The sequence below is a fragment of the Methylobacterium sp. PvP105 genome (genome assembly GCF_017876975.1).
In the GTDB taxonomy this organism is placed as follows: domain Bacteria; phylum Pseudomonadota; class Alphaproteobacteria; order Rhizobiales; family Beijerinckiaceae; genus Methylobacterium; species Methylobacterium radiotolerans.
In genome coordinates, this window is sequence record NZ_JAGIPA010000001.1 from 869,224 (window position 1) to 892,841 (window position 23,618).

Sequence of the window (23,618 nt, forward strand, 5' to 3'; positions counted from 1 at the left end):
GCAGTCCGGCAGGCTCAATTGGGCGGCCGATAGGCCTCCGGCGGCAGGTCGCGGAAGAACGTCTCGCCGGGGGCTTGCCCCGGGGCAGGCTTGGGCGCGATCCCGCTGCCGCTCCCCTCCGTGATGTAGCGCTGGCCGCCCGGCTCCGGCAGGACCGCCGCGGGGGCCTGGGGGGTTGGCGGTACGATGTACCGCTTCTGATCCGGCGTCGCGGCGCTGGGAGGGGGTGCGACGGGCGGCGCGACGGGCGGCGCCACCGGCGTCTGCGGCGGTGGCGCGGCGGGCGCCCGGGGCGGCGGGGCCTCGTCCTTCCGCGCCTCGGCCGCGGCCGGTCGGCTCGGGCGCCGGACGACGGTTCGGGGCACGGCCCGGCGCGGCCGCTCGCGCACGACGGCCGGCGGCGGGCGGGTGCCCGGCAAGGTGATCCGGAGGCTCTCCACCGACCGCACGAGGTCCCCGAGGCTCGCGTCGGCGGTGCGGCACAGCCGGATCCGCAGGGAGATCGCGCGGCGCGCGGTCGGCTCCGCCTGGAACAGAGCGGGCGGCTGCCCGCCGGCGACAGCGGCGCCGCGGCCGCCCCCGATCCACTGCCACGCGTAGAGGCAGTCGGTACCCAGCGCGATGCCCACCGGGCCGTAGGCGTTCCGGAGCGGCGGCCGCACCGTCATCGCCTGCCCGGGGAACCGGACGGCGATCTCACCCGCGATCCCGAACTCGCTGGGCTTGGCCAGCCGCGGCGGGAAGGCGAGGAGCAGGTCCGCCGTCTCCCGCCGCAGGGCGATCTCGGCGTGATTGCGACCGTCGCCGCCGGCGTAGCGCAACCGCTGGTCGAACCCGTCGCGCTCGCGGGTCTCGATCACCGCGGTCAGCGCCCCGGCGCCGGGCAGCGTCAGGACCGGCACCGTCTGCGCCCGCGCGCCGGCAGGCAGCAGGAGCCACGCCACGGCAAAGAGCCGGACCGAGCGGATCGCCGCGCGCCTCACGGGGTGGTCCGCTCGGTCGTGGCGGATGTGTCGTAGGCCGAGCGGCCGGGCATCTGGAACCGCTTCCCTTCCGAGTTCTCGGACCGCCCGCGCTCGGCCTGCTGGTCCTGCCACAGGGTCCCGGCGGCAGGCGGCGACAGGAATTCCGGTTTATCGATGCCACGATAGTCGGGCAGCAGGGCGTAGCCGAACCGCTCGTAGGGCATCGGCCCCGCGCCGGGTACGCGCCGGGCCACGAGGGGCGGCGCCTGGGTCGCGGGCTCACGGACGTAGGTCCCCGCGGGGACGGGCTCGGCCAGGGCGCGCACGAGCCCCGGCGGCGGGTAGCGGAGCGCGTTCTCCAAGGAGACCGCCAGGGGAAATTCGCCGCGCTGGACGGCGAGCGGTTTGGTGTCCGCCGCGACCGAAGGCAGGTCCGGCCGCGGCACCCGGTTGGCCGTCGGCGTCTCGGCACGCGTCGCGGGAGCCGCGTGCCGCCCGGGCGCGGCCGCGGCGGTCGAGGACGCGGGTTCGCAGGGCAGCGGCGGCCCGCCTGTCGTCTCGCGGAACAGCAGGTCGACCACCTTCGGAAAGAGGCCGTCGTAGCGGTTCACGACCTCTAAAAAGGGCCGCTGCCGCTTCAGCCGCTGCAGCGTGAGGGCGTAGCCGAAGACGGTTCCCTCGCTGGGCATCCAGGCGACGGCCCGCTGGAACCATTCCAGCGCCGTGTCGAACTGGCAGGAATTGTAGGCGTACCACGCGAGCCCCTGGGCGCCTTCGCCCGAGGTGGAGGCCGTCACGACCTGGGCGTAGCGCGCGATGCGCGCCGGCTCGATCGCGGGCGGACGGGGCAACGTCAGCTTCTGCTCCAGGATGTCGATGTAGAGCAGCTCGTTGCCAACGAACCGGTCGCGCCACGCGTAAGCGACCTCCTCGGCCTCGCGCGGCATGTCGAGCTGGCGCAGGGTCAGGGCGAGACCGTGGGCGACCATGGCGTCACCGCCCCGGGCGATCGCCTGCTTGAACCACTCGAGCGCCTCCCGGAACTGGCGGCGCTTGTAGGCGTACCAGCCGAGCAGGCTGGTCTGGCTCGGATCTCCGCTCTTGCGCGCGACGGCCTGGAAAGCCGCGAGATCGGCCGGGGACGGGGTCTCGGCGCTCTCCTCGTGCAGGAAGGCGGCGATCCGCGCGCGGGTGATGTCGAGGCGGATCGCGTCGAACTCCGAGGCCCCGTTCGCGCCGCGGTGACCCATCTCGATCAGGCGCTCCGCCTGCGCCATGCGCAGATGCGCCATCGCCTTCTGGATGGTGGCGAGGCGCACCCCGGAATCGGCGCTGCCGTCGAGGATCGACTTATAGAGCTCGAACGCCTCGTCGCCCGAGCCGGAATCGCCCAGGGCGTCCGCGACCGTCCAGATGCTCTGGACGTCGAGGGGGTCGAGGGCGCCGGGATCGGCCCGGTAGAGGTCGATGATCGCGTCGGCCTCCTTGCCGGTGAGCGCCGTGATCCGGGAGCGGAATTCGGCCCGGCGAAGCTTGCGCGCCAGCTCCTCGGAGGGCTGCCACGCGGGATCGATCGAGCGGCGTGCGGCGATCGCCGTGCGGAGGTCGTCGAACCGCCCCGCGGTGAAGAGATCCCACAGGGGCGCCTCCTCGGGCGGGCTCGGCTGCAGCGCGTCGAGGTCCGGCGGCTCGTTCCAGCCCGGATAGAGACGCTTCAGGCGGGCGATCTCGGCCTTCATCCGCGCCGTCTGCTTCTGGGCCGCGTAGTAGCGGAGCGCGCTCTCGTCGACCATGTTGGTCGTGCGGGACGTGGCCGGGTCGGCCAGGATCGCCGGCGCGCGCGGGCCGTCGCCGTAGACGATCCGGGGCTCGGTCCGCGTCGGCGCGGCGGAGGGCTGCGGCGGTTGTCCGGAACGCGCGTCGACCTGCGCCGCGGCCGGCGAGGCGGCGAGCGCGAGGAGTAGGAGGCAGGGGGCGGCCGGTCGCACCCGGGCCGGCGGAGGGCCCTTCAGGACTTCAGGCATGACGGGTAGCGCATGCGGGCCGCGGTCAGGGCGAGGAGGCTCAGGGTCGCCGGATAATAGTTCTGGTTGCCGATGTCGCCCCGGGCATCCTCCGGAAAGGGCGTGCCGTCGAGGGCGCAGGCCACCAGGGCGGGGATCCCCATGTAGCCGGCCTCGGTGAGCCACTCGACCTTCCGCCCGTCGCCGGTGTCGACGATCGGCAGCCGCTCCCGGTCAGAACTCGACCACAGGGCCTGGAACGGCGCGAGGTCGTCGGGCCGCACCAGCCCCGCCCAGGCGAGATAGAGCGGGACGCGGATGGCGTTGTAGGAGAACAGGGGCGGGAAGCCGGTTGCGGGGTGCGGAGCGTCCTTGGCGGAGATCCACTCGGTGGGCAGGTTGCTCGGACCGAAGCGGGACTGCCGCAGCAGGGAGAGGCCGCTGCGCGTCAGGGCCGCCCAGTCGTATTCCGGCGCCACCAGGGCGAGGCGCGGGAAGGCCGGGAAGATCCAGTAGGAGAGGTTGACCAGCGGGCCGTCCGGGCGCTCGCGGGCCGAGAAGCCCGAGACCGCGGGGAGCAGCAGCGCCCCGTGCGGGTCACGGAACAGGATGGTCTTGCGCCCGAACTCGATGGCGATCCGACGGGCCGCGGTGCGGTAGCTCGGCTCGTTCCAGGCCTCGGCCGCCTCGGTGAGGGCCCAGGCGACGAGGATGTCCCCGTCGGTGGCGTTGTTCATGTCGCTCACCGCCGGCCGCTTGTCGGGCGACCAGCGCCACGCCAGCAATTCGTCGCCGCGGACCATCAGGTTGGCGCGGGTCCAGCCCCAGATCCGCTCGAAGCTGACCCGGTCGCCCGCCGCCACGGCGAGCAGCATGCCGTAGCCCTGGCCCTCGCTGTGGCTGATCAGACCGTTGGCGGTGTCCACCACGCGACCCTGATCGGTGATGAACCGGGAGCGGTAGGCGCGCCATGCGGCGTCATTGCCGAGCTTGCCGGCGAGGCCGGGGCTCGCCGCCCTGGCGGTTTGAGCGGGCTGCGTGCCCGGTTGCGCGGTACTCGGTGGCACGGCAGGCTCGTCCTGCGTCGAGACCGCGGCCGCGGGCAGCATCGCCGCGACGAGGAAGGCCGCGGCGAGAGGGGCGCGGTCGCGGCGGCTCATGAGTTCTTCCTGCCGACGTTGCGCACGAGGCTCGTGGTCGCGAGGCCGAGGCAGAGGGCCATCGCGAGGGTCATGCCGACGTAGTATTCCGTGTTGATCGACAGCCACGCCGCGGACACGAGGCGCAGGTTGGCCAGGGATCGCGGCTGCGTCTCGACGATCTCGATCCGCTCGGACCGGGACGTCACCAGCGTGCCGTTCGACGCGTCGAGGAAGGCGGCGCTGCCGCCGAGCCTCGCCCAGACCACGGGGTCGACGAGGCAGGAGACGGACGCCTTCAGCAGGGACGCGTTCGGCGCGGTGACGATCACGGTGTTGCTCGACTGGACCGGCGGACCCTCGGCGATGAGCAGCGAGGCCGTGGCCGGGACCTCCACTGTCTCGTCCGGCTTCACCTGCGCCGTCACCGTCTGGCGCAGGGAGCGCGCCGTCCCGGTGATCTCGTTCCAGACGGAGTCGAGGGCGGCCCAGATCTGGCGCGAGCCGCGCGTCGACGCCTCCCAGCGGTCGATGAGCTCACGGTCCGAGGAGGAGCCTGGAGCGGTGGCCGGGACGGTAGCCGAGGTCGGCGCGGGCGCGGCGCTCGCCTCGCTCTGGGACGCCGGTGCCTGAGCGGGCTGAGCCGGGCGCACCTGCGGGATCAGGGTGGGCAGGGCGCAGCGCATCGGCAGGTTGCGACGCAGGCGATCGAGGGTGAGCACGCCCTCGGGGCCGAACTGGCCCGGTGTGGCGACCATATCGGCGCGGCCTTCCCAGACTCGCTGAACCTGCTGCGGATCGAAACCGACCGCCTCGAGGAGCGCGGGGTCGAGGGCACGGGCGGGCGCGACGACGAGCTGGCTGGTATCGGACGCAACCTGCTGCTGGGTCACCACCTCGAAATCGATGACCCGCTCGGCGGCCATGGCCAGCCGGGCCGCGAGAGTCGCGGCCGCGTCGGCGCTGTCGCGGTCGGGCGTCGGCAGCACGAGGCGCGGGCGCCGTCCCGGGACGACGAACGGCACGGCGCCGCCCTTGATCGCCGCGAGGTCGGGGCTGCGCGCCGCCCGGGCGAAGTGCGGGATCTCGATCCGGGAGCGGTCGAGGAACAGGAAGCGCGCCTGCTTGGCCGCGGGGCTCAGGGTGTCGCAGACCTGGTCGGCGGCGTTCGGCAGCTGCGCCGAGATCTCCACGTGGTTCACCCCAGGACGCCACAGGCTGAAGGGCAGGGGTATCGCGCTGTCGTCGAACACCTCGCCGCGCGCGTCGGGGAGCGGGACGCTGGCCGCGTTGCGTCCGTTGATGTCGATGACGATGCGGGCGTCCGAGGAGAGCCCGGCCACGTACGCCCCAGCGAGGTGCAGCATGACCTTGCCGTAATCGGCCGGGACGAAATCACCGGGAAAGCGAAGGGCGAAGCCGACATGGAGCAGCCGGCCCGAGAACTCGCGGGACGTCGCGCCGAGCCGGTCGAGCGTCAGGTTCTCGCCGCCCTGTACCATGTAGCCGCGGAAGAGTTGCACCGCCTTCAGCCCGTTCGGCGTCCCGGTGTCGGCCGGGACGGCGAGATTGGTGATGGCCTGACGGACGTCCTCATCGCGGGCCCCGGTGACCACCAGGGTCGGCGGAGTGTTCGGCCGCGTCGGCAGCATGGCGAGGCGGGGCCCGGTGATCGGGCCGAGTTCGGAGACGCCTTCGACGCCGGCGATCTCGGAGGCGGTGCCGACGACGAGGTTGATGCCGTTGCGGCCCTGCAGGGGCGGCCCGAAGGTCACGGTCGGCCGGGCGACCCGCCCCACGAGCGCGAGGGCCTGCGCCGCCTCGATCATGCGCTCCAGGCGGGCCAGGTTCGGACGCTCATTCAGGATGACCTGGATCGGCAGGGCGCCGCTCTCGTCGGGCTCCGCGGCAGCGAGTGACCGGACGTCCATGTCGGTCGCCGTTCCCACCACGAGGCCGGACCGCGACGGGTCGATCTGCGTCCACAATTCGTAGGTCGCGCCGACCGAGCAGTCGACCCGGTGGCGCTGGCTGGCGGTGAAGGTCACGGCGTTGAAGCCGGCCTTCAGCACGCCGTCGGGAATGGCGAACTCCACCACCTTCACGGCGCCGGGCGCCTGGATGCGGGTCCAGCCGACCTTCGCGCCGTTGACGAAGGCGGCGAGCTCGGAGCTCTCCGGCGCCACCGAGATCGCCGAGAGATACGAGAGGCGCAGCCTCACCGGTCCCCGCGTCTGCGCGTCGGTGAGGTAGACCGGGTAGCGCAGGGAATCCTCCTCGCCGGTCAGGCGGAAGCCGCGCGGGCCGGACGGAAGCCGACGCGCCGGCGCGATCGTCGACTGGATCACCGCGCGCGGCACCGTCTGCGGCGCGGCGGCCCGCGGCGGCTCGGGCGGTCGCGGCGTCGATTTCGGCTCCGCCGCCGCGGCGTCCGGCCGGCGCGCGGGGCTTGCCCCATCCTCGGACGGCGCGCGCAGGGCGTTGCCGCTGGGCGGGACCGTCAGCCGCTCCGCGGGGCCCGTGCCCAGGAAGCTTTGGCCGAGGGCCGGCCCGCTCGCGAGACAGACCAGCAGCCCCAGCACGGGGAGGCGCAGCCGGGTCGCCATCGCCGTCACGCCGCGCTCGTGCGCCGGCCGCGAAGCTCGGCCAGGGTGCGCTCGTTCTCGTAATCCATCATCAGGCGGACCCAGTCGTCCCCGCTCTCGACGTCGGTGGGTTTGGCGGCCGTGGGCAGTGTCGGCGCCGCACCGGCCGTCGCCGCGGCCGGGACGGACGGCGTCGGGGCGACGGCCGCCGACGGCGCGTCGTAGACCGGAGCCTCCTCGATCTCGACGGGCCGCGGGCGCCGGCTGGCCAGGAGATAGCGCAGGGCGCGGATCGGCTCGACGAGACCCCACCACGCGAATTGCAGCGTGCCGGTGGGGATGTCCTTGTGCCGCCGCCGCCGCAGTTGGAAACGGCGCATCGCCTCGGCGTCGCCGTACATGAGGCCCGCGAGCGCCGGGTAGTCGCGAACCGCCAGCGTGCCGAAATTCACCCGCATGACGAGCTCAGGGCCGTCGCGCGTCGCATGCTCCAGATGGACCGGCAGCGGCGCGGCCCGGCGTGCCCCGGCCGTCGGCTCGACGCTGAGCGCGCCCCGCAGCGGCGGGCGGGTGAGACCCGGATCGAGGGCGCCGCTGAGGAGGCGCAGGGTGCAGGCGTCCGCGGAGACCCGCTCGATCGCCACGTCGACGCTGTGCCCGGAGAGGCTGAGGACCCCGCGGCGATCGATCGCCAGCGACGGCGTGCGTTCGAGCTGGCGCCGCTCGGCGCAGACCCCGAGCGACGCGCCCGCGGTGAGCAGGTTGAAGAAGTTCCAGAGCCCGACCACCAGCATCAGGTTGGTCACGCCGGGCTCGTACAGGTAGCGCCACGCCGCGACCGCGCAGCCGAGCATCAGGAGCAGGTAGATCAGGAAGAACGGCAGGGCGAGCGACGAGATATGGTCGTGGTCGAGGGTCGCGCCCTTGTTGGTGACATTGAAGGTCGGCTTGCGCGGCGAGGCGATGACCGAGACGATCGCCTTGGCCAGGTAGACGCCCTGAATGTACTCGTAGAGCTCCGACACGAACGGCCAGCGGAATTTGCCGTAGACGTAGTTCTGGATCATCAGGTTGATGACGATGTAGGTCAGCGTGTAGGCGATCGACTCGTCCACGCTTGCCACGAAGATCTTCAGGTCGAAGAAGATGTGCAGCAGCGGCGCGAACATGAAGATCAGCCGCGGGATCGGGAAGAACCAGAAGGTCATGCTGGAGAGGTAGGCGATCTTCTGGATGGGCTTGAGGCCCTTCTGGAAGACCGGGTTCTTCAGGAGCAGGATCTGGAACATCCCCTGGCACCAGCGCGAGCGCTGGCCGATGAAGTCCGCCAGCGTGTCCGGCTGAAGGCCGGCGATCAGCGGCTTGTCGACGTAGGCGCTGGTCCAATTGCGCGAGTGCAGCTCGAAAGCGGTCTCGCAATCCTCCGTGATGGTGATGCCCGAGAAGCCGCCGGCTTCGTCGAGAGCGGTGCGCCGCAGCAGGGCCGCCGACCCGCAGAAGAACGAGCCGTTCCACTTGTCGAGGCCGCGCTGCGTGACCGCGTAGAACATCTCGTTCTCCGAGGGCATGCGCTCGAAGGTTCGCAGGTTGCGCTCGACCGGGTCGGGGTTGAGGAACGCGTGCGGCGTCTGGACGAGGAACAGGCGCGGGTCCTGCGCGAAGTAGCCGACGGTCTCGGTCAGGAACGAGCGGAACGGGACGTGGTCGGCGTCGAGCACCGCCACGAGGTCGCCCCGGGCCTGGGCGAGGCCGTTGTTGAGGTTGCCCGCCTTCGCGTGCTCGTTGCGGGCGCGGGTGAGGTAGCGGGCGCCGAGCTCGTCGCACAGCGCTTGCAGCTCGCCCCGGCGGGCGCGCGCCGCCGCGGCCTTGGCCGGGTCGGCATCGCTGCACTTCTGGTCAGTGCCACCGTCATCAAGCAACCACACGGTGAGCTTGTCGGGCGGGTAGTTCAGCTGCCGCGCCGCCGCCAGGGTCATGGCGAGGATCGAAGTGTCCTCATTGTAGCTCGGCACGAACACGTCGACCGTGGGAAGGTCGGCCGCCGGGGCCGCCGGCGGCGGGTCGCGCCGCAGCGGGTCCGCGTTGATGATCAGACTGACGAACAGGATGAAGACGCAGTAGAGCTCGGCCACCAGCAGGATCAGGCCGAACCCGAAGCTGACCGGGTCGCCCGGCAAGGGCAGGGTGTTGGTGAGCCTCCACAGGATGTAGCGCAGCACCACGAGGCTGCCGAGCGCCATGAAGACGAACCGCGTTCGCGGCCCGTCGAGCACCGCCCACAGCACGATCATCACCGCCATGGCGGCGAGGCTCATGGCGAGCTGGGCCTGCGTCCCGACGGGCTGGCTGAGCAAGGCGAGGCTGGCGACTGTCGCCCCAACCCAGGCCAGCCAACGCAACGCCTGCCTCACGCTACAGCCTCCCGGGCCAACAAACCCTCGGATCGAGGTGCAACGGCTCTAAGGCCGGCTTTGTACAGCGACGAAGGTCAATGAACAAACCCATTCGCAATATCCGGCAAGATGCACTTGATCGAAAATTACAGCTAACTAAGGAATGCGGCCAGCCCAGTCGGGAGCCGGCGTCACGAAGTGGATCTGGCTGCAGCAGCGGACTTGAGACGCGCCGCCACGCTGAATACATTAACGATCCGTTCGTAAACTTCTCGATAATCGGTGATGGCCCGGCGCATGCGAGGAAGAGCGCCACAAATAGTCGTTGCGATTTAGGCGTTCCGGCCGGCCGGCTGGGCCTGGACCCGGTGCCGCCGTCTCGGTGCGCCGCGGGCCTTAATCGACCCTTAACGAAAATCGAGCCTCGCTCGGGACCGACCCCCGGGCGTACGGATGACCGCGAAGCCGCTGAAGATCTCCCTCGGATTGCTCAACGCGCTGCAGGTGGCGATTGCCGCCGCGGCGGGGTTCGCGGCCGCCCTCCTGATCGTGGTGCCGGCCGCCCAACCCGGAACCGCCTCGTCCCCGCAGGAGATGGTCGACTCGGCCTCGCGCGCCTACGTCGCCGCCATCGCGGCGCGGCTGCGGCAGACCGTGGGCGAGGCGCGCAACGCTGCTCTGACGCTCCGCGACGACGACGGCCTGCTCTCCGCCGACCAGCGCGCCGCGCGCCTGCGCGCGTGGCTCGCCCTGAACCCGGCCTACCGGGACGCGGTGCTCGTCGCGCCCGACGGCACCGTGCTGGCGGCCCGAGACGAGCACCGCATCGGCAGCAGCGTCGCGCGGCAGACCTGGTTCCTGCGCGGCCGCGCGGCCGGGGTCATCGTGGTCAGCGACGGTACGGAGGCCGACGCGCCGTTCGGGGCGGCCGTCGCGCTGGGCGAGCGCGGACAGGACGGCCTGCTGCGCCTCGACGCCGACCCGAGCTACTTCACCAAGGTCGAGGAGGACGTGCGGCGCGCCGGGGCGCTGCCCGAGACGCTCGCGTTCCTCGTCGCCACCCCGGACAGTCGGGTTCTCTCCGGGACCCCGAGCCCGTTCCGGACAACGGGCGCCTCGGCCACGACGCCGATGCGCGTCGCGGCCGAGATCGGCTCCCCGGGATGGCTGGTGACAGCGCAAGCCGTCCCCTCCGGCGCGGCGCGGACCGCGCCGCCGGACTGGCGGATGCTCGGCATCGGCCTCGTCCTCGTGGCCTGCGCGGCGGCCCTCGGCTACGTCGCGGGGGAGCGGCTGACGCGACCGCTGCGCCGCCTCATGAAGGGGGAGGGCGGGACAGCTGCGGGCGAATCCGAGGCGCCACTGCCGTGGATCGGCGAGTTCGCGGCGCTCTCGGACGTCCTCGCGGGTCATCGCCGGAGCGCCGGGCTGATGATGGCCGGTGCCGGGTCCGAGGTCGCGCGGCTCAAGGCGCGGCTGACAACCTTCGAGGCGGTCTCCGGCTGGGCCTGCTGCGAGATCGATCCCGACACCGGCCGGACCCTCCTGGATGCCCGGACCGCGCTCGGCAGCGACGGAAACCCGTCCGCCGCCCCGTTCGCCGCCTGTTTCGTTGCCGACGACCGCCCCGTTCTCGACCGGGCGCGCGCTGCCGCCCTGGGAGCCGACGGCCCGCACGACGTGGTCCTGCACCTGCGCGACTGGCCGGAGCAGCAGGTTCAGGTGAGGCTGCTGAGCCTCGCCGATGCCCGGGGCGACCGACGGCTCTTCGCCCTCATGCGCAAGCTCCCGGGCGGCGAGGCGGCGCCCCTGCCGCAGCAGGTCGAGCCGCGCCGCAATCTCGTTCTGCGGCGGGTGACCGACGGCATCGTCCACGAGTTCAACGACGTCCTCACCGTCGTTCTGACGAATCTCACGCTGCTGACGCGCCGCCACGCCCTCGCGCCGGAGCAGGAACGGCTCGTCGCGCGGGCTACGGCCGGCGCGCGCCGGGGCGCGGCGCTGACCCGCCGGATGCTGCACCTCGTGCGCGGCGACGAGACCAGCATCACCCTGGCCGAGACCGACCTCGCCACCACCTTCGAAGGCTACCTGCCATTCCTGGCCGCGAACGCCCTCGGCGAGATGCCGGTCCTCAATCGCATCCCCGCCGGGTTGCCGCCCGTCCTGTGCAGCGAGCGCGTGCTGGAACTGCTGCTCCTCAACTTGGCCTTCCATATCCGCGACGCCGGCCTCGCCGGCTTCGCCATCGCGGCGGTCGAGGGCGCGCCCGAGGACGCGGGCGCCGAGGCGGCGTTTGCATCCTACGTGCGGGTGCTCGTCAGTAGCGGTCGCCGCCCCGAGGCCGCGCCGCTGCCGGCCGGCACCGGACCGACCCTGACGTCGGCCGCCGCCCTCGTGACCGAGAGCGGGGGCCTCTGGCGCCTGATCCGCGACGGGACCGACTCCGAGCCCTTCCTGGCCGAGTTCTGGCTGCCCGCCGCGTCCCCGGCCGTCGCCAAGCTCCCGCCGGCCCGCGCGGCGGGCCTGAAGATCCTGCTCGTCGAGAGCGACGGTCTCGTGCGGGCCAGCGTCGCCGAGGTGCTCGCCGATCTCGGCCACGCGGTGGTGCAGGCCGCCTCAGGCGCGCACGCCCTGGAGATTCTCGCCCGCGACCCCGCCTTCGACGCGATGATCGTCGACCAATCCATGCCGGTGATGGCCGGCCTCCAGCTCGCCGCCACGGTGGTCGAGCGGTATCCGGAGATTCGGATCATCCTCGCCAGCCCGCACGGCCAGCTGCCGCAATCCGCCGACGCCTTCCTGCGGATCGACAAGCCTTTCCGCAACGAGGACCTGCAGGTCGTCCTCGACGCCGCGGCGAGCCGCGCCCGCGCGGCCTGACCGCGGCGCGCTCCGGCACGCCACGCGCGGTTCGCGAGCGCGCGTCGCCCGACCTCGATGACGCCGCCGATATCGAGAAGCAGTCACCACAAAATCGGATGTTAACCATTGTCGCCGAGTGTTGGTTAAAGCGTAAATCGTACCTGAACGGAGCCGGCGAATATGGGCGGGACTGCGGAACCGACTGCCCGACGTCCTTTCACGCCGTTCACGACTGCTCTCGCTCTCTCGTGCGCCTGCGCCGCCGCATCGGTCACGCACGCGACCGCCGCCGACCTGCCGGCCCGGGGGGCGAGCGCCGATTGGTACACGGGTGCCTCGCAGCAGGCGGTCGACGACAGCTGGGCCGTCGCGGTCGACGGATCGACCAGCGTCACGTCGAACAGCTCGGCCTTCGGCTCCGTGACCGTCACCGCCGCACCCAACGGCTCCCCCACCCGGGACGGCCTGCGGGTCCGCGTCGACGCCATCGGGGGAACTTACTCGTATCCCGGCAGGTCCGTCGCGACGCGGGTGACCGGCTACCAGCAGGAAGGCGCCCTTCAGGCGGGTTACGAGTGGGTCTGGAAGGACGCCGCTCTCGCCGGATTTATCGGCTTCAACGTCCGCAGCAATCAGCTGTCCATCCCCGACCCGGGCAACCCGGTCGTCGGTACGGGCGTCGGGCTCAAGGTCGCTGGCAACTTCTACGCGACGCCGACCGACCGGACCATGATCTCGGCCTACGGCTCCTACTCGACCAAATTCAACGCCTACTACTCACGCCTGCGTGTGGGCTACATGCTCGCGGACGGCGTCTATATCGGGCCTGAAGCGCTGTTCCTAGGCGACGACTTCTTCCGCCAGTACCGCATCGGTGCCCATCTGACCGGCGTCCGCTTCGGACCCGTCCAGATGTCGGTGGCCGCCGGGTACGTCCGGGATCGGGTGCAGGGCTCCGGCTACTATTCCAGCATCGAGGCGCGCTCGACCTTCTAGGGTGATGCGCGGGCTCTCGAGAGCGACCCGCGCGCTGCCACTGCGACCGCGCTGACCGGCGACCTTACCGCGACGTCGTCAGGAGGCGGCCGGGCCTCAGCGGGTCCCAGACGCCCTCGAAAACCGGCTGCATCGCGTCGTTGAGCGCGTTCACCCGTGACATCGGCGACGGGGCCACCCTGGGCTGACTGCCGATGAGCGTGGCGGACGCGCCGGCGAGACCGATCAGGCACAGACCGGCGATCGCCCAGCGCGGCACGCCCCAGGTGTGGAGCACTCCAGCCAGTGTCACGAAGATGGCGAATAGGCCGATAAACTGATGCATTAGACACCTCTGAGCGGTGTCAAAAGCGAGAATAGCGCCAAGAACTTTGTTCCATATCGGAACAAGAACTCATACAGGCGCGGATACGGCCGGCCCAATCTCGGACCTGGTCCGAGGTTCTCGCGGGCTGTCGCCGACGTTTGCTCGAGCCCCGATCTGTCCCTGCGCCGGAGGCCGGCGCGGACGCCGCACCGGCAAGATCGTCCGAGCGGCGTTGAGGGGCGCTTCCGAAGGGGCGACTTGGGAGTAGGAGAGATGTGCCTGCGCCCGCTAAAGCCGCTTCCGATCCTGTCGCAACGGAATGGAAAGCCGGCGACCCCGGTCGAGGCATTCGCGCCGTGCCTCATGCGTGAGGGAGAGGGCTGGGGTCGGAGCGAAGACGCTTCCCGATCGCGCGCCGTCGCGGGCTCGATCAGGCCATCCTCCTTCGGCACGAATTGATCCCTCACCCTGTCCCGGCCCCGCAGGCGATGGGGCATCCGCGCCACAGACGGCAGGGGCTCGGCCAAGGCCTCGGTCCCAACCCGATCGCGAACGGCGCTACCATCTCGGACAGGGCCGCGCGCCGCTATCCCCTCGACGCGGAGCCGACGGCGGCGCGCGGAGATCGGCGTCAGAGACGGCTGACCAGGAAGCCGAGCCCGAAGCCGACGAGACCGGCCAAGATCAGGGAGGCGTGAGGCCACGCGACGGATGCCTGATGGCCTTCCCACGCGGCGTGCCGGCTCCGGTCGTAGGCCTCGGCAGCCCGGTCCGAGACCTCGTCGGCCGCGTGCCGCACGGCGTCCTTGGCCTGGCCGTAGAGAGTCTCGGCGGTGCCTTGCGCCTCGCGCAGGCGCCCCTCGACCGAGTGTCGGTTCGAGCCGACCGCGTCGCCGACTGCGCCCTGTACCTTGCCGCCGAGCTCGCGTGCGGCGCCCGTGATCCTGTCGGTGTCGACCATTGCCATGCTCTCCGAATCCGTCGCGGACCGGTGTCGGAGCCGCGGCGGCCGAACACCCATCCCTTTGTGGCGACTGGGGCAACAGCGGTCGCCTCCGCCCGTTCCCGAGATCGCTCGCGATCACCGGTCGATTCGCTTGGGGCCCCCGTTCCGTCGCCTATTGAAGCGACGACTTCGTCGCTCACGGGCCGTCGCTGTGCCGTCGACGCGACGCGCGGCGATCACTCGCCCCGTCGGGCTGTCCGGCATCGCGACTTCCGAGACCTCGTGCGGCTGGTCCTGGACCCGTCGGGGGGGGGCTCGGCGCCCCCGGCCGCGTGCGCGGCGGTCGTCCCGGAATCCGCTGCCTTCAACCCGGTCGGAGGCGAGGCCAGGCCGTGGCGCCGTGGACCCGAGCACCGGGAAACCCAGGCATGCGCATGGCCGGCGGACGATGGCGTCAGGCGCGTTCCGCAGCCTCATTCAGGCCGCACTCACCGCCGAAGCGGCAAGCTTGAGTGTGAGGGGACCGGATGAACCAGGGCGGACGAGCACCGCGCGGCGAGCTGCCCATACTGCACCGGTCCCTGCTGAGCAGCGCTGCCGCGCCGCCGGCTGACGGCGCGACGCCGCTCGACCGGCGACGCCTGAATCGGCGCTGGCTCTGCGCCAGCTCTCTGATCGCTACTTGCGGCGCGGCCCTGATGGGGGCGGCGCTCCGCATGTCCGTGGACACCGATCTCAGGCCCGCCCCGCCGACGTTCCGCAAGGGTCCCGCCCAGGTGGCGGAAGGGCAGGGTGTGGCCGGACGGCGCGGCGACCGCCTCGTACGGCACCAGCTCGTCGCCTCGGACCGGGAGGAGTTCTCCGCGCCGGTGGCTCACCAAGTCGGCGCGCGCGAGATCATCCGGACCCAGCCCTTCGTGCGGCTCGTGACCAGCCTGTCGTCCGGCGACGAGGTCGACGGGCAGATCCCGCCCTTCGATCCCACGCGCCAGCTCGCCGAGGACGGGCAGGTCGCCGCGGTTTCCGACGAACCGGAGGACGATCCGTCCGGCACCATGGTCACGATCACGCGCTCCGGTCTCGCGGGAGCGCCGGTCCCGGACGACGCGCCCTGCCTGAGCGACGAGGATGTCACCGCTCTCGTGGAGACGCGGGCGCAGGTTGCGCGGGAGGCGGGTTCGCGGATCGCCGTGCCGTTCGCGCCGCAGAGGCAGCTCTCCCAGATCCTGGTCGCCGCGCCGGACGACGGGGCCGCGAAGGCCGCCGGCGCGGATGCGGGCCATGACCCGTTTCACGCGATCGAGGTGCGGGTCGTTCCGGAGAACATCACGGACCTCGCCGAGACCGAGCCCGCCTCCGGCCTGAGCCTCACCGAGACCCGCGACGTCGTGCTCAAGCGCGGCGAGACCCTGGCCGACACGCTGGCGGCGAACGGCGCCGAGCCCGCGCGCGTGAAGGCCATCCTCGCCGCCTTCAGCGACCACGCCCGCACCGGCCTCTCCGAGGGGCAGCATGTGGACCTGCTCCTCATCCGGTCGCGCGCCGGCCAGTCCGCGCGGCAGATCAACCGCGTGACGCTCTACGGCGCGGGGGGCGTCGAGGAGATCGTCGCGGAACGGGATTCCGGCGGCTTCGTCACGGTCGCGCCGCCGTCCGCGCAGTTCGCGGCGGCGCGTACGGGCGACGATGGCGACGGCTCCGGCGCGACCCTCTACAGGAGCATCTACGAGGCGGTCCTGCGCAACGGACTGCCCGGCATCCTGGCCGAGCGCATCGTCGGAATCTTCGCATTCGGCCTGGACATGCAGCACCGGGTCAACCCGTCCGACCGGCTAGAGGTGCTGTTCAGTCCGAGCGAGAAGGCGGGTGGACCGCCCGAGGTCCGCTACGTTGCCCTGACGCTCGACGGCGTGAAACACCGCGCCTACCGGTTCGAGGCGCCCGAGGCCGGGGCGGCCAGCTACTTCAGCGAGACGGGCAGCTCGCTCCGCAAGTTCCTCATGCGCATGCCGATCGCGGAGGGGCGGATCACCTCGCCGTTCGGCACGCGCGTTCACCCGATCCTGCACTACGCCCGCTTCCACAATGGCGTCGACTGGGCCAACAAGGCCGGCACGCCGATCATGGCGACGGGCGACGGAACGGTGGCGTATGCGGGTCCGCGCGGCGGCTACGGCAACCGCGTCGAGATCCACCACGCCAACGGCTACGTGACGGCCTACAATCACCTGCAGCGGCTCGCGCACGGCGTTCAGGCCGGCGCCGCCGTCCATCAGGGGCAGGTGATTGCCTATATGGGCTCGACCGGGCTCTCGACGGGGCCCCACGTCCACTACGAGGTGAGCGTCAACGGCCACTTCCTGGATCCGATGGCGATCCGCCTGCCCGACAGCCAGGGGGTATCGGCCAAGCTGATGACGGCCTTCGAGCGGCAGGTAGCGGCCACGAACACACTTCGCCACCACGGAGCCCTGGCGATGTCCGCACTGCCGCTCTGAGCCGGTCGTCCGCGCCAGTCAGACGGCCTGTGCCCGCCGCTTGGCCTTCTTCAGGCGCCGCAGACCGCGGATCGCGCGGACGAGGCGCTTGGCTTGCCGCTTCTCGCACGTCTCCGTGACAGCGCGGCCAGCGACCTTGACCATGAAGTGCCCGTCGGCAGCCTTCTCCTTGGTGACGTAGTGCATGGCGGGAACTCCTGCTGTCCGAGGTTCGGTTGCCGAACGGCCTGTCTCCGGAATTCGCGAGCGCGGCCCGCGTCTCTCGAGGAAGAAACGCGGTGCCGGCGGGAAATAACGGCGTCGGGCGGCCTCGCAACCCGCCTCCCGCCTTCGTGATCCGGCCGAAGCAACCTCGCCGTCATCGCGCGGAGGCGGCGCCGGCCGCCGCGATCTCGGCCCTGGCGCGCCCGAGATCTTGCTGGAAACGGGGATCGCGCAGCAGTGCTTCCGCGATCACGGCCGCGGCGATCCGCCCGGCCTCCAGATCGGACGGGAAATGGGTCCCGGCGATCATCCGGTTGGCGCCGTAGCCGACCGCGAACGCGAACAGGGCCCGGCGCTTGGCCGGGACGAGCTGCGCCAGCACCGTCGCCGCGAGGTGGCCGAAGGTCGCGTGGCCGCTCGGGTAGGACGTGCTGTCGGAGCGGTGCCCGTACGTCGCGAGATCGGGCTCGAGCGTGTAGGGACGTGGCCGGCCGATGGCGGTCTTGGCGGCGAGCACGGCCAGTTCGCCGTCTTGGAACACGCGCTCGATCAGCGCGGCGGTGACGGGCATCGCCCGTGCCGTGAAGGCCGGTCCAAGAACCTCGGTGAAGCGGTCGAGCGTGCAGGGCAGGTTCGCCGTGATGCGGCGCTCGTCGTCAGGGGTGCGGGCACCGACGGCGGCCTCGACAGCCCGAAGATCCGCCCGCTGCATCTCGGAGTCCGCCTCGGGCGGCGGCGGCAAGACCCGCTGCAGCGCCAGCACCTCCGGGTCGATGTAGGTGCTGTGCAGGGTGCCGGCGGCCGCCGGGGCAACCGCTGGGAGGGCGAACACGACGAGACCGGCGAGGCAGGCAGCCCGCGCGCGGCGCTCCGCACCGGTGATTCGACGCCTCATGATTCCTCCCTACGCGCCTCTCGACACGCCGCCGGGCACGAGACCCCGCAGCCACGCGCCCGGGCTGCCGCGCGGCGCGTCGGGGGCGCTCTCCGGCATCAGCAGCACCAGCACCGCGAGCGCCGCAACGGCCACCGCGGCGCAGGCGAGGTAGGCCGCGTGGAATCCGGCCGCCTGGACGAGGCTCCCGGCGATGACGAAGGACAGCGCCGCGCCCGCGCCCTGTAGGGTCCCGATCAGTCCGTGGGCGGCGTTGTAGCGGCCGGTTCCGCGGGTGATGTCGGCCATCACCAGGGGTTTGACCGCGCTCAGCAGCCCGGCGCCGACGCCGTCGAGGCATTGGACGGCGATGAGCCAGAACGGGTCGCGCCAGACGAGATAGAGCAGGGCCCGCGCGGGCAGGGCGGCGAAGCCGATCACCAGCAGCGGCTTGCGGCCCCAGCGCTCGGCCAGGCGGCCGACGAGGAGGCCCATCGGCACCATCACCGCCTGCGCGCCGATGATGCAGACGGAGACGATGACGGACGACCAGTCCGGCCGGGTCTGGCCGATCTCCTGCGCCACCAGCGTCAGCAGCGGCGCGTTGGCGAAGTGGAACAGCATCACGCAGACCGCGAAGACCATCAGCGGACGGCAGGTCAGCAGCGTCCGCCAGCGCGTCGGCGCCGCGTCCGCCCCGCCTTCGCCGCCCCCGCGGGCCCGCCGCGCGTCGATCGCCCGGCGGGGTATCGCGTAGAGCGCTGCGGCGGAGACGATCGCGCAGGCCGGGACGAGCAGGAAGACGGCGCGGTCCGGGAACAGCCAGCCCACGAGGCCGATCAGTCCCGCGATGGCCACGTTCCCTGTCCGCTCTAAGGCCGCGTTGCGGCCGAAGCGCCGGGGCAGTTTCCCGGCCGGGAACAGCCCGAGGGTCAGCGTCGCGATCGTCGGGCTGAGCATCCCGCCGACCGCGGCGAGGACGCAGGAGGCGGCGAGGACGGGCCAGAAGTGCGGCGCCACGGCGACGAGCACGGTGGCGAGTGACAGGGCCACGAGCGCCCCGAGCAGGATCCGCCGCTTGTCGCCCACGGCGTCGATGGCGGTCCCGATCGGCGTCTGCGCCGCGATGCCGACGATCCCCGACACCGTGCCGACGAGCCCGACCGCGGCGTCGTCCCAGCCGCGATGCACAAAGAGGTACACGTTCAGATAGGGCTTGATCGCCCCATTGACGTCGATGAGCAGGAGATTGAGCAGATCGAGGGCTCGGGCGACGGACGGTTCCCGCGGGGCCGGATCCGTCCCTCCTCGCTCGCTCATGTCCTGCGTCAACCGGCTGGCTCCCTTTTCAGCCAACCTAGGGCACCGGGCGCCGGCCCGGAGGGGGCGGCCCACTCCCGGACGGTCACCGGGAGGGCCCGTCGCCGCGAACGCGGCTCAGCGCGACGTCTCCGGCGTTCCTGGGGCGCCCGCCCGCGCGCCGCCATCCGCCGGACTCGGGGCGGTGCGGGCGCCCATGGCCCGGGCGATCAGCACGTAGAAGAGCGGCGTGGCGAACACGGCCAGCACGGTCGCGGTGACCATGCCGCCGAGCACGCCCGTGCCGATGGCGCGCTGGCTGTTCATGCTCGCGCCGTTGGCGACCGCGAGGGGCACGACGCCGAGGATGAAGGCGAACGAAGTCATGATGATCGGCCGGAAGCGCAGCTCGCAGGCCTCCAGCGCCGCCGCCTGGACGGGGCGGCCCCGCGCCACGAGGTCCTTGGCCACCTCGATGATCAGGATCGCGTTCTTCGCGGTCAGGCCGATCACGGTGATCAGGCCGACCTTGAAATAGACGTCGTTCGGCATGTCGCGGACGAGCATGGCGAAGATCGCCCCGACCACGCCCGTCGGCACCACGAGCAGCACCGCCAGCGGGATGGCCCAGCTCTCGTAGAGCGCCGCGAGGCAGAGGAAGACGCAGACCAGCGCCAGGGCCAGCAGGTAGGTCGCTTGGCTGCCCGAGAGCTTCTCCTGCAGCGACTGACCGGTCCAGGCGAAGTCGAAGCCCGGCGGCAATTGCGCGGCGAGGCGCTCCATCTCGGCCATGGCGTCGCCGCTGGCGTAGCCCGGCGCGGCGCTGCCGGAGATCTTGATGCTCGGGTAGCCGTTGAAGCCGACGATCTGCGACGGCCCCATCGTCCAGGCAATTCGTGCGAAGGACTGGAGCGGCACCATCTGCCCCTTGGCGTTGCGCACGTTGAGGTCGAGCAGGTCCTCGGCCCTCATGCGGCGCCCGGCCTCCGCCTGCACGATCACGCGCTGCATGCGCGCTTGGTTCGGGAAGTCGTTCACGTAGGCCGAGCCGAGGCTCGTCGAGAGCGCGTCGTTGATGTCGGCGAAGGTGACGCCGAGCGCGTTCGCCTTCTGACGATCCAGGGTCAGCTCGATCTGCGGGGCGGTCGGCAGGCCCTCGACGTAGACGCCCTGGAGGATCGGGCTCTGCTGGGCCGCCTTGAGCAGCTGGTCGCGCGCGGCGGCCAGTGCGGCCTGCCCCTGCTGCGCCCTGTCCTGCAGGCGGAAGGCGAAGCCGCTCGAATTGCCCAGGGCCTCGATGGCCGGCGGCGACAGCGCCATGGCGATGGCGTCCGGCAGGCCGCCGAGCACCGCGTTGGCCCGGGCGCTGACCGCCTCGGCGCCGTTGCCGGGACCGCGCTCCGCCCAGTCCTTCAAGGTGACGAAGGCGATGGCGGCGTTCTGGCCCTGGCCCGAGAAGCCGTAGCCGAGCAGCGTCGTCCGCGCTGCCACCGCCGGCTCGGCTCCGAAATGGTCCTCGATCCGCCGGACCACGTCGAGGGTGCGCCCCGCGGCCGATTCCGGTGGCGTCTGCGCGTCGACGATGACGTAGCCCTGGTCCTCGATGGGCAGGAAGCTCGTGGGCATGCGCAGGTAGCCCCAGCCGAGGGCCGCTACGAGGGCCGCGTAGACGAGGAGCGCTCGCACGGGCCGGCGCAGCATCCCGGCGACGCCGGACCGGTAGGCCCGCGTGCCAGCCTGGAACCGGCGGTTGAACCAGCCGAAGAAGCCACTCTCGGCGTGGCCCTGGCCGGCCTCGACGGGCCTGAGCAGCGTCGCGCAGAGCGCGGGCGTCAGCGACAGCGCCAGGAAGGCCGAGAAGGCGATCGAGGTCGCCATGCTGACCGCGAACTGGCGGTAGATCACCCCGACCGAACCGGGGAAAAAGGCGAGCGGCACGAACACGGCGATCAGCACCGCGGTGATTCCGACGATGGCGCCGGTGATCTGGCCCATGGCCTTGCGGGTCGCCGCCGTCGGAGGCAACCCCTCCTCGGCCATGATCCGCTCGACATTCTCGACGACCACGATGGCGTCGTCCACGAGGATGCCGATGGCCAGCACCATGCCGAACATCGTCAGCACGTTGATCGAGAAGCCGGCGACGAGCAGCGCGCCGCATGTTCCGAGCAGCGCCACCGGCACGACGATGGTCGGGATCAGGGTGTAGCGGATGTTCTGCAGGAACAGGAACATCACCGCGAAGACCAGCGCCATCGCCTCGGCGAGCGTCATCAGCACCTTCCGGATCGACACCTCGACGAAGGGCGTCGTGTCGTAGGGCACCGTCACGCTGACATTGGCCGGCAGCGTGCGCTGGAGCTTCGCGATCCGCGCCTTCACGCCGGTCGCGGCCGCGAGGGCGTTGCCGCCGGGCGCGAGCTGGATGCCGATGCCGGCGGCCGGGCGGCCGTCCTGGCGAGTCTGCATCGCGTAGGACTGGCCGCCGAGCTCGACCTCGGCCACGTCGCGCAGGCGCACGAGCGAGCCGTCCGGGTTGGCGCGCAGCACGATCTCGGCGAACTCGGCCACCGTGGTCAGCTGGCCCTTGACCAGTACGTTCGCGGCGATGCGCTGGCCCTCCGCCGCCGGCTGGGCGCCGACGGTCCCCGAGGCGACCTGGGCGTTCTGCGCCTGGACCGCGGCCGTGACGTCGCCCGGCACCATGCCGAGCCCGACGAGGTTCACCGGATCGACCCAGATCCGCAGTGCCTTCTCGGACGAGAACAGGGTCGCGCGCCCGACGCCGGGCACGCGCCGCAGCTCGCCCAGGATGCGCCGCGCGGCGAGGTCGCCGAGATCGCTCTCACTCAGGGATCCGTCGCGGGAACTGACCACGACGAACTGCAGGAAGCTCGTGCTGGCCTCCTCGACGATGATGCCCTGCTGGGTGACCGCCCGGGGCAGGCGCGCCTCGACGCGCTTGATGCGGTTCTGGACCGCCACGGTGGCTCTCGACGGGTCCGAGCCAGGCGCGAAGGACGCGAGGATCTGCGCCTGCCCCGACGTGTCGCTCGTGGACTCGAAGTACATCAGCCCGGGGATGCCGTTCAGCTCCTCCTCGATGATCCGGGTGACGCCGTCGTAGAGCCGCTCGGGCGGCGCGCCCGGGTAGATGGCCGTCGTCTGGATCGTGACCGGGGCGACGTCCGGGTACTGCGAGATCGGCAGGAAGACGATCGAGATCGCGCCGACCAGCACGATGAAGATGGAGATCGCCCAGGCGAAGATCGGGCGCTCGATGAAGAAGCGGGTCATGGCGGGTCGAGCCTGCGTGACGGAGTCAGGGCTGCGGGGCGGCGGTGGCCGTGCGGCCGCCCGCCCACGGCACCGGATTGACCGCCAGGCCGGGATGGATCTTCTGGAAGCCCTCGACGACGACGGTCTCGCCGGGCTTCAGCCCGTCCTCGACGATCCAGCCGACCTCGGTCATCGCGCCGGTGCGCAGGGGCCGCAGGGCCAGCACCCGGTCCGCGCCGACCACGAAGGCCTGGGCCTCGCCGGCGCTGGAGCGCTGGATCGCCTGCGCGGGCACGATGACGGCGCCCGGCTGCACCCCGCGCGCGACGCGGATCCGAACATAGGCGCCGGGCAGCAGGGAGAGACGCGGGTTTGCGAAGGCGGCGCGCAGGCTGACTTGACCGGTGCCCGGATCGACGCTCACGTCCGAGAACAGGAGCTTGCCGGGATCGGTGTGCAGGGTGCCGTCCGCGTGGACCAGCCGGACCTCGGCGCCTCCGGCCCCACCGCGGTCCGCCAGCAACCCGTAATCGGACGCGGAGGCGTTGAAGTCGGCGAAGATCGGGTCGACCTGCTGGATGACCGCGAGCTTCGTCGCCTCGCCCTGGCCGACGAGCGCGCCCTCCGTCACGAGCGCCCGCCCGATCCGCCCGCCGATGGGTGCTCGAACGGTGGCGAAGTCCAGGTCGATCCGGGCCCGGTCAAGCTGCGCCCTGGCACTCGCCACGTCGGCCTCGGCCTGTCGCAGGGTCGCGACGGCGACGTCGTGCTGGGCGGTGCTGGCCGCCTGCCGCTCCAGCAGCGTCTCGGTCCGCTCCGACTGCTTCAGCGCCTGCACCCGCGACGCCTCGGCTCGGGCGAGGGACGCGGCCTTCGCGTCGACCTCGGCCTTGTAGACGGCCGGGTCGATGCGGAAGAGGACGTCGTCCTTCTCGACGAGGCTGCCTTCCTCGAACGCGCGCTCCCGGATGATGCCCGAAACCTGGGCCCGGACCTCCGCCACCCGCGTCGAGGCGAGGCGCCCCGGCAGGTCGAAGAGGCGCGGCACGGTCGCGGGCGTCACGGTCGCGACCGACACGTCCGGCGGTGGCGTCTCGACCGCGGCCGTGTCGGTGGCGGCGGGCTTGCAGCCGCTCAGCGACGCGCTCACCACGAGCGCGACGAGGGTCGGGCGCCGGAAGCCGCGCGCGGTCGAGATCGACATGGACCAAAATGCTCCTTCCACTGAGCGGGATCCGGCACACCGGTCCGCCGGCCCCTGAAAT

Annotated in this window: 15 protein-coding genes; 3 read left to right on the forward strand and 12 right to left on the reverse strand. The window is 71.8% G+C overall.

The window, feature by feature from the left end; genetic code table 11:
- Window positions 1–14 precede the first annotated feature (14 nt).
- From bcsN to bcsA, 5 genes are read right to left on the reverse strand one after another with little or no spacing between them, the layout of a single operon-like run.
- The gene (bcsN, locus tag J3A75_RS04170) at window positions 15–983 is read right to left on the reverse strand and encodes a cellulose biosynthesis protein BcsN (protein WP_070998365.1); all 969 of its coding nucleotides are present in this window, start codon (window positions 981–983) and stop codon (window positions 15–17) included.
- On the reverse strand, window positions 980–2,989 hold the full coding sequence (locus J3A75_RS04175) for a hypothetical protein (protein ID WP_029358352.1): 2,010 nt from the start codon (window positions 2,987–2,989) through the stop codon (window positions 980–982). The genes bcsN and J3A75_RS04175 overlap by 4 nt, the downstream gene beginning before the upstream one ends.
- Window positions 2,974–4,128 (reverse strand): glycosyl hydrolase family 8, encoded by a 1,155-nt coding sequence (locus J3A75_RS04180; protein WP_029358354.1) that lies wholly within the window; start codon window positions 4,126–4,128, stop codon window positions 2,974–2,976. The genes J3A75_RS04175 and J3A75_RS04180 overlap by 16 nt, the downstream gene beginning before the upstream one ends.
- Window positions 4,125–6,713: a cellulose biosynthesis cyclic di-GMP-binding regulatory protein BcsB gene (locus J3A75_RS04185; protein ID WP_053620694.1), complete on the reverse strand. Its 2,589-nt coding sequence runs from the start codon at window positions 6,711–6,713 to the stop codon at window positions 4,125–4,127. The genes J3A75_RS04180 and J3A75_RS04185 overlap by 4 nt, the downstream gene beginning before the upstream one ends.
- A gap of 5 nt (window positions 6,714–6,718) precedes the next feature.
- Entirely contained in the window at window positions 6,719–9,103 is a 2,385-nt protein-coding gene (gene bcsA, locus J3A75_RS04190) for a UDP-forming cellulose synthase catalytic subunit (RefSeq protein ID WP_209649723.1), read from the reverse strand.
- A 435-nt stretch (window positions 9,104–9,538) separates the two neighbouring features.
- On the opposite strand from bcsA, the gene J3A75_RS04195 reads away from it, so the two are divergent.
- Window positions 9,539–11,968, forward strand: a complete 2,430-nt coding sequence (locus tag J3A75_RS04195) for a response regulator (RefSeq protein ID WP_070998367.1) — start codon at window positions 9,539–9,541, stop codon at window positions 11,966–11,968.
- Window positions 11,969–12,130: 162 nt separating this feature from the next.
- Window positions 12,131–12,946, forward strand: a complete 816-nt coding sequence (gene bcsS / locus J3A75_RS04200; protein ID WP_012317301.1) for a cellulose biosynthesis protein BcsS — start codon at window positions 12,131–12,133, stop codon at window positions 12,944–12,946.
- A 64-nt stretch (window positions 12,947–13,010) separates the two neighbouring features.
- On the opposite strand, the gene J3A75_RS04205 is transcribed toward bcsS, so the two are convergent.
- Window positions 13,011–13,271, reverse strand: coding sequence for a hypothetical protein (locus tag J3A75_RS04205; protein WP_012317302.1), 261 nt, complete (start codon window positions 13,269–13,271; stop codon window positions 13,011–13,013).
- A 613-nt stretch (window positions 13,272–13,884) separates the two neighbouring features.
- Window positions 13,885–14,214: a CsbD family protein gene (locus tag J3A75_RS04210; protein WP_012317303.1), complete on the reverse strand. Its 330-nt coding sequence runs from the start codon at window positions 14,212–14,214 to the stop codon at window positions 13,885–13,887.
- A gap of 701 nt (window positions 14,215–14,915) precedes the next feature.
- Here J3A75_RS04210 and J3A75_RS04215 point away from each other — a divergent pair.
- Window positions 14,916–16,697: a M23 family metallopeptidase gene (locus J3A75_RS04215; protein ID WP_245364374.1), complete on the forward strand. Its 1,782-nt coding sequence runs from the start codon at window positions 14,916–14,918 to the stop codon at window positions 16,695–16,697.
- An 18-nt stretch (window positions 16,698–16,715) separates the two neighbouring features.
- Here J3A75_RS04215 and J3A75_RS04220 read toward each other — a convergent pair whose 3' ends face one another.
- From J3A75_RS04220 to J3A75_RS04240, 5 genes are all read right to left on the reverse strand, one after another.
- On the reverse strand, window positions 16,716–16,883 hold the full coding sequence (locus J3A75_RS04220) for a hypothetical protein (protein WP_164891327.1): 168 nt from the start codon (window positions 16,881–16,883) through the stop codon (window positions 16,716–16,718).
- Between the two features lie 172 nt (window positions 16,884–17,055).
- Window positions 17,056–17,796, reverse strand: coding sequence for a phosphatase PAP2 family protein (locus J3A75_RS04225; protein ID WP_063111015.1), 741 nt, complete (start codon window positions 17,794–17,796; stop codon window positions 17,056–17,058).
- Between the two features lie 9 nt (window positions 17,797–17,805).
- Entirely contained in the window at window positions 17,806–19,095 is a 1,290-nt protein-coding gene (locus J3A75_RS04230) for an MFS transporter (protein WP_234741259.1), read from the reverse strand.
- Window positions 19,096–19,212: 117 nt separating this feature from the next.
- On the reverse strand, window positions 19,213–22,371 hold the full coding sequence (locus J3A75_RS04235; protein ID WP_070998373.1) for a multidrug efflux RND transporter permease subunit: 3,159 nt from the start codon (window positions 22,369–22,371) through the stop codon (window positions 19,213–19,215).
- A gap of 25 nt (window positions 22,372–22,396) precedes the next feature.
- Entirely contained in the window at window positions 22,397–23,557 is a 1,161-nt protein-coding gene (locus J3A75_RS04240; protein WP_070998375.1) for an efflux RND transporter periplasmic adaptor subunit, read from the reverse strand.
- Between the last annotated feature and the right edge of the window lie 61 nt (window positions 23,558–23,618).